This window comes from Cupriavidus phytohabitans (assembly GCF_017815025.1).
Classification (GTDB): Bacteria; Pseudomonadota; Gammaproteobacteria; order Burkholderiales; family Burkholderiaceae; genus Cupriavidus.
In genome coordinates, this window is sequence record NZ_JAGIQB010000128.1 from 1 (window position 1) to 4969 (window position 4969).

Sequence of the window (4969 nt, forward strand, 5' to 3'; positions counted from 1 at the left end):
TCTTGCCGGCCTTGTCCACGGCCCGGTAGAGATACTTCCACCGGCCTTTGACCAGGATGTAGGTTTCGTCCATGCGCTATCATGTGAACTACCAAAGAGGGCTAGTGACGATGAATGTGCGAAAGCGCAGGCGATTGTAAGGTAGCTGCGCCAACTTCGGTCTGGCCAGGTTCGCGTAAAACAATCGAACATGAATCCCCTGGACTGCTTTTCGAGGGGGTTTTATCTCCGTGGCATCAGGCACCTTGGAGACCGCCTATGCGTTCATGGCGAATTTCATCGCTACCTATAACGCGCTGTTTGCCAAGGTGCCGGCACCAAATTGTGCGCCATTCTTTGCACATTACCTTTCGTGGATGATGGCCTCTGCCAATATGGACTCGTAATCGGAGTTAGTCCACGACAACTACGCTCCACAGAGGATGGGCTTATCTCGCGTAAAGTTCATCTTGCAGGCTCGTTCGCTTATTCGGGGCCGCCTTTCGTGGAGAGCAAATCACCTGCAGCCGGATGGGCAGCTGAAGACGGTATTCTGTCTCGCCAAAATGGACGCAACCACGCGCCGAAATCATCGAGGTACGTATAGATCACCGGAACCACCACCAGCGTCAGGATCGACGAAGTGATGATGCCCCCGATGACGGCCTGCCCCATCGGCGCGCGCTGCTCGGCGCCCTCGCCCATGCTGAAGGCCAACGGCACCATGCCGAAGATCATCGCCAGTGTCGTCATCAGGATCGGGCGCAGGCGCACGCGCGCGGCTTCGACCAGCGCGGCCTCGCGCGACAGCGGCGCGCGTCGATAGGTGCCGTCCACATCGCCCTGGCGCGCCTGGTTGGCGAAGTCCACCAGCAGGATCGCATTCTTGGTCACCAGCCCCATCAGCATGATGAAACCGATGATCGAGAACATGTTCAAATTCGAGCCGAACAGCAGCAGCGCCGCGAACACGCCGGCCAGCGTCAGCGGCAGCGAGGTCATAATGGCGACCGGCTGGAAGAAGCTGGCGAACTGCGAGGCCAGGATCATGTAGATGAAGATCACCGCCAGCGCCAGCGCCGACACGGCGTAGCCGAAGGACTCGTTCATCGACTTGGTCGAGCCGCCAAAGCGGTACTTGTAGCCGGCCGGCCAGTTGACCCCGTCCAGCGCGGCCTTGACGTCGCGCGCGACTTCGCCGGCCGAGCGCCCGGCCACGTTGGCGGTCAGCTCGACTTCGCGGTTCAGGTCGCGCCGGCTGATCTGGTTGGCGCCGGTGGTCGGCACCAGCTCGGCGATCTGGCGCAGCGGAACCATCCTGGGCGAGCCATCGGCGTTGGTATGGCTGCTGGCGATCATCAGCGCGCTGAGGTCGGCCATGCCGGTGCGCGCGTCCTTCGGCAGGCGCACGCGCACGTCATAGTTCTTGTCATCGGGCGCGCGCCAGGAGCTGATGGCATCGCCGGCCAGCAGCGGCCGCAGCGCATTGCCGATCTGCGCCACGCCCACGCCCAGGTCCGAGGCCAGCTCGCGCCGGATGCGGACCTCGATGGTGGGGCGGTCGTCCTTCATGCTCGAATCCAGATCGGTCAGGCCCGGGATCGCCGCCATGCGCGCGCTGGCTTCGCGCGACAGGCGCCGCAGTTCGTCGAGGTCGTCGCCCTGGATTGATACCTGGATCGCCTTTTGCCCGCCGGCGCTATCGGGCATGCCGACCATGGTCAGCGTGATGCCGGCGATGCCGGCCAGGCGCTGGCGGATCAGCGGGTTGAGCTGCGCGGTGGTCAGGGTGCGCGCGCGCCGCTCGGTCAGGCGCACCGACACCAGCGCGTTGTTGCGGCCCGAGGCGTTGCCCGAGTTGATGGTGGCGTAGGTGTAGGCCACTTCCGGGAAGGCCTTCAGCGCGGCTTCCACCTGCCGCACCTTGGCTTCGGTGACGTCGAGCGAGGTGCCGACCGGCGTGGTGAAACCAACTTTGGTTTCGCCCAGGTCGGCATTGGGCACGAACTCGGTGCCGATCAGCGGCACCAGCGCAAAGCTGCCGAAGAAGGTCGCGGCGGCGATGACGGCGGTGGCCAGGCGGTGCTTCAGCGCCCAGCCCAGCATGCCGGCGTAGCCGTCGCCGAGCTTGTCCATGCTTGCCGAGAACCAGTCCAGCAACCGTCCCACCGTGCGCCCGTACCAGCTGGCCTTGTTGCCGGTGCCGTGCAGGTCGGGGTCATGCCAGACCGAAGACAGCATCGGGTCCAGCGTGAACGAGACGAACATCGAGATCAGCACCGCCGCTACCACCGTAATGCCGAACTGGTGGAAGAAGCGCCCGATGATCCCGCCCATGAAGCCCACCGGCAGGAACACCGCGACGATCGAGAAGGTGGTGGCCAGCACCGCCAGCCCGATCTCGTTGGTGCCGTCCAGCGCCGCGCTGCGGTGGTCCTTGCCCATCAGGTTGTGGCGCACGATGTTCTCGCGCACCACGATGGCATCGTCGATCAGCAGGCCCACGCACAGCGACAGCGCCATCAGCGTGATCACGTTGAGCGTGAAGCCGCACATATACATCACGCCGAAGGTGCCGATCAGCGCGATCGGCAGCGTGAGGCCGGTAATCACCGTGCTGCGCCACGAGCCGAGGAACAGGAACACGATCGCCACGGTCAGGAACGCGCCTTCCAGCAGCGTTGAGCGCACCTCCTTCACGCTGCTGCGGATGCCGCGCGCGGTGTCGTTGACGACGTTGAGCTGCACGCCGGCGGGCACCAGCCTGCGGACCTCGTCGGTCATGCGCACCAGGCCGTCGACGGTATCGACGGTATTCTGGCCCTGCGCCTTCACCACCGACAGGAACAGCGCGCGCTTGCCGTCGAGCAGCGCCAGGCTTTCCTGCTCTTCCTGGCCGTCGCGCACATCGGCGATCTCGCCCAGCGTCACCGGCTGGCCGGCGCGACGCGCCACGATGATCTGCCGGAACGCATCCGGCGTCGGCACGCGGCCCTTGATCTGCACCACGGTCTCGGTCGCCGCGGAACGCAGTTCGCCCGCGGGCAATTCCTGGTTCTCGTTGCGGATCGCGTTCATCACTTGGTCGACGCCGATGCCAAGCGCTTCAAGCTGCGCCGGACGGATGCGGATCTCGACCTCGCGCCTGGTGCCGCCCACGATATTGATCGCGCCCACGCCGCGCACGGTTTCCAGCCGCTTGCGCACGATCTGGTCGGCGATGGTGGTCAGCTCGCGCTGGCTGCGGCTGGCGCCCGGCGCATTGGAGACGGACAGATAGAAGATTGGCGCGTCCGACGGGTCATAGCGCAGCACGCGCGGTTCCTTGACCTCGTCGCGGAACTGCGGGCGGATCAGCGCGATCTTGTCGCGCACGTCCTGCGCGGCCTGGCCGACATCGACACTCAGGTCGAACTTGATGACGACGACCGAGGTGCCCTGGTAAGAGTGCGAAAAGATCTCGTCGATGCCGGAGATGGTGTTGACGATCTCCTCGACCTTGCGCGTGACGTCGGACTCGACCGACTCCGGCGCGGCGCCCGGGTATTCGGTCTGCACCACCACCACCGGGAAGGTGATGTCCGGGAACTGGTCGACCGGCAGCCGCTGGTACGAGAAAAGCCCCACCACGATGAAGGCCATCATCATCATGGTGGCCAGCACCGGATTGCGGATCGACAGGCGGGTGAACCACATGGCGCGCGTCCTCTGTGCCGTCAGGCCTTGATGCGCCTGACCTGGCTGCCGCTGCGCAGCGCGCCCAGGTTGTTGCGCACAATCTCGGCGCCGGCGTCGAGCCCGGCGACGATTTCCACCATGCCGCCGGCTTCGTCGCGCAGGCCAAGCTGCACCGGGCGTTCCGCTAGCGTATCGCGGTCGACGGCATAGACGAAGGCGCGCTCGCCCTCAGTGCGCACCGCCGACACCGGCACCGCCACCACGCCGGCGCGCTGGCCCAGCACCAGCGCGCCGCGCGCGAACATGCCGGCGCGCAGTCGCTGGTCGGCATTGTCGACGCGGACATAGACCATGATGCTGCGCGTGCCCTCGCTGACCGCCGGGTTGATGCGCACCAGCTTGCCGGCAAAGCGGCCGGCGCCTTCGACTTCCAGCGCCACCGGCTGCCCCACCGCGGCGCGCGCCACGTCGGCCATCGGGATCGGCGCTTCGAGTTCCACCACGCGCAGGTCGACCACGTCGACCAGGCGCGTATCCGGCGACACCTTCTCGCCCGGCTGTACCGCGCGGGCGGCCACCATGCCGTCGAGCGGGGCCTTGACCACGGTATCGGCCAGCGCCTTCTGCGCCACCGCCAGCCCGCCCTGGGCGGCGTCGAGGTTGGCGCGCGACACCGCCAGGTCGGACTGGTACTTGTCGAACGCGGTCTGCGAGATAAAGCCCTTGCCGACCAGCTCGCGGTTGCGTTCCCAGGTCTGGCGCGAGTTCTCGAACTGGCCGCGCACCGCCAGCATCTGTCCGCGCGCCTGCGCGGCCCGGGCTTCGTATTCGGTCGGGTCGAAGCGCACGATCACCTGGCCGGCGCGCACCGGTTCGCCCTCGCGCACCAGCACCTGCTTCACCTCGCCCGAGACCTTGGCCTTGACCGAGGCCTGGTTCAGCGCGCGCAGGCTGCCCGACAGCGGCAGCGACAACTGCAGGTCCTGGCGCGCCACCTGAACCAAGTCTGTCTGTAGGAATTCGACGCCGCTGGCCTCCTCAGATTCAAATATCCGATGCGAACTTCTAGCGGTGCGCACGTAGGTCACAATGCCCAGCACTAAAATAGCGCAGCCAATAGTGACTAACAGGTTCTTTCGTTTCATGTCGGCCTTTTGGGCGGTTACTGGCTTTGGCGGCAACCCCTTACCCATGGCGTCCTCAAATCTGAAGTGCAACACCTTGCCATTTGGTAAGGTGTGGTGGATGACGAAGAAGAAGTACCGGCAACAGCAACCCGAAGAGCGCATGCGCATCGAGATTTGGAAGGCGG

2 protein-coding genes and 1 pseudogene are annotated in these 4969 nt (G+C 65.5%); all 3 read right to left on the minus strand.

The window, feature by feature from the left end; all coding sequences use genetic code 11:
• A pseudogene (locus J8I34_RS33255) lies at positions 1–76 on the minus strand (DDE-type integrase/transposase/recombinase); the annotation flags it as partial.
• Positions 77–465: 389 nt separating this feature from the next.
• On the minus strand, positions 466–3675 hold the full coding sequence (locus tag J8I34_RS33260) for an efflux RND transporter permease subunit (RefSeq protein ID WP_209808442.1): 3210 nt from the start codon (positions 3673–3675) through the stop codon (positions 466–468).
• A gap of 20 nt (positions 3676–3695) precedes the next feature.
• Complete coding sequence (locus J8I34_RS33265) at positions 3696–4802, minus strand: efflux RND transporter periplasmic adaptor subunit (RefSeq protein ID WP_209778384.1); 1107 nt, start codon at positions 4800–4802, stop codon at positions 3696–3698.
• Positions 4803–4969: the final 167 nt, after the last annotated feature.

What these genes read in the sequence shown, in the direction of transcription:
- J8I34_RS33260 (WP_209808442.1), bottom strand. Translation starts at nt 3,675, where the DNA reads ATGTGGTTCACCCGCCTGTCGATCCGCAATCCGGTGCTGGCCACCATG.
- J8I34_RS33265 (WP_209778384.1), bottom strand. Translation starts at nt 4,802, where the DNA reads ATGAAACGAAAGAACCTGTTAGTCACTATTGGCTGCGCTATTTTAGTG.